This is a genomic window from Streptomyces nanshensis (assembly GCF_001751255.1).
Classification (GTDB): Bacteria; Actinomycetota; Actinomycetes; order Streptomycetales; family Streptomycetaceae; genus Streptomyces; species Streptomyces nanshensis_A.
Genome location: NZ_LJGW01000585.1, coordinates 1 through 2,098 on the forward strand (window position 1 = coordinate 1; position 2,098 = coordinate 2,098).

1 protein-coding gene is annotated in these 2,098 nt (G+C 74.5%); it reads right to left on the reverse strand.

Features of this window, described 5'->3' with window-relative positions; all coding sequences use genetic code 11:
- Positions 1–154 precede the first annotated feature (154 nt).
- Positions 155–2,098, reverse strand: a 1,944-nt coding sequence (cobT, locus tag AN218_RS29945; RefSeq protein WP_141747754.1) for a nicotinate-nucleotide--dimethylbenzimidazole phosphoribosyltransferase, incomplete at its 5' end; no start/stop codon positions are given.

Genomic DNA, 2,098 nt, shown 5'->3' on the forward strand with positions numbered 1-2,098 from the left:
GTCGGGTGCGGACGGGACGCGGGGGTGGCGGTGACGGACGCGGTGGCGGGGTGACGGGGTGCCGCGCGGCGCTCCGTACGTACGCGGGCGTGCGGGCAGCGGGCGGGCGCCGCCCGGCACCCGCCGCCACCGCTCTCCGAGCAGCGCTTGCCGGTCAGCTCTTGCCGGTCACGCCCGCCGAGTCGAAGGTCGCGACCTCGTGCATCGCACGCGCCGCGCTCTGCACCATCGGCAGCGACAGCAGCGCACCCGTGCCCTCGCCCAGCCGGAGATCGAGGTCGACCAGCGGACGCAGCCCGAGCTTGGTCAGGGCCGCCACATGTCCGGGCTCGGAGCTGCGGTGCCCCGCGATGCAGGCGGCGAGCGCCTCCGGTGCGATGCGGCGGGCCACGAGCGCGGCGGCGCCGGCGCTGACCCCGTCGAGAATCACCGGCGTACGCAGCGAGGCGCCGCCGAGGATCAGGCCCACCAGCGCCGCGTGTTCGAGCCCGCCGACGGCGGCCAGCATGCCCAGCGGATCCTCCGGGTCGGGCTGGTGCACCTCCAGGGCACGGCGTACGACGTCGACCTTGCGGGCGTGCGTCTCGTCGTTGATGCCGGTGCCGCGGCCCGTCACCTCGGACGGGTCGGCGCCGGTGCAGGCCGCGACGAGCACCGCGGAGGCGGTGGTGTTGGCGATGCCCATCTCGCCGGTGAGCAGCGCCTTGTTGCCCGCGGCGACCAGATCGCGCGCGGTCTCGATGCCCACCTCGACGGCGCGCAGCGCCTCCTCACGGCTCATCGCCGGGCCCTGCGTCATGTCGTCCGTACCCGGTCGGACCTTGCGCGGCAACAGCCCGGCGGTGGGCGGGAGTTCGCTCGCGACCCCCACGTCGATGACGCAGACCTCGGCGCCGACCTGCCCCGCGAAGGCGTTGCACACCGCGCCTCCGCCGAGGAAGTTGGCGACCATCTGGCTCGTCACCTCCTGCGGCCAGGGGGTGACGCCCTGGGCGTGCACCCCGTGGTCGCCCGCGAAGATCGCGACGGCGGCGGGCTCGGGAAGCGGCGGCGGGCACTTGCGCGACAGTCCGCAGAGCTGCGCGGAGATGATCTCCAGCATGCCGAGCGCGCCGGACGGCTTGGTCATCCGCTTCTGCCGCTCCCACGCCTCGCCGAGCGCCTTGGCGTCCAGCGGGCGGATCGCGGCGACGGTGTCGGAGAGCAGGTCCTGCGGTTCCGAACCGGGCAGCACCCGGCGCCCGTACGACTCCTCGTGCACGACCCAGGAGAGCGGACGGCGCTTCGACCAGCCCGCCTGCGCGAGTTCGGGCTCCGGCGGGAACTCGTCGACGTACCCGACGCACAGGTACGCCACGACCTCCAGATGCTCCGGCAGCTCCAGCGCGCGCACCATCTCGCGCTCGTCGAAGAAGCTGACCCAGCCGACGCCGAGCCCTTCGGCGCGGGCGGCGAGCCACAGGTTCTCCACGGCGAGCGCGGAGGAGTACGGCGCCATCTGCGGCTGCGTGTGGCGGCCCAGGGTGTGGCGCCCGCCGCGGGTCGGGTCGGCGGTGACGACGATGTTGACGGGGGTGTCGAGGATCGCCTCGATCTTCAGTTCCTTGAACTGCTTCGCGCGCCCCTTCGGGAGGGACTCGGCGTACGCGTGGCGCTGGCGCTCCGCCAGTTCGTGCATCGCGCGCCGGGTCTCCTCGGAGCGGATGACGACGAAGTCCCAGGGCTGGGAGTGGCCGACGCTGGGGGCGGTGTGGGCCGCCTCCAGTACGCGCAGCAGCACCTCGTCCGGGATCGGGTCCGAGCGGAAGCCGTTACGGATGTCGCGGCGCTCGCGCATCAGACGATGCACGGCCTCGCGCTCCTCGTCGGCGTAGCCGGGGGCCGGGGGGCCGGCCGGCTCGGGGGGCGCGGCGGCGGCCTCGGCGTCGCCGTCGGTGTCTGTGGCGCCCTCGTTGTCTGTGGCGCCCTCGGTGTCGGCTTCGGCGTTGGGCGCAGGCTGAGCGTCGGCGTCCGGCTGGGTCTCGGGTTCGGCGGACGGGACGGCCGCCGCCTCCTCGCCCGTCTCCGGGGCGGGTTCAGCATCGGCTGCCTCCGCGGA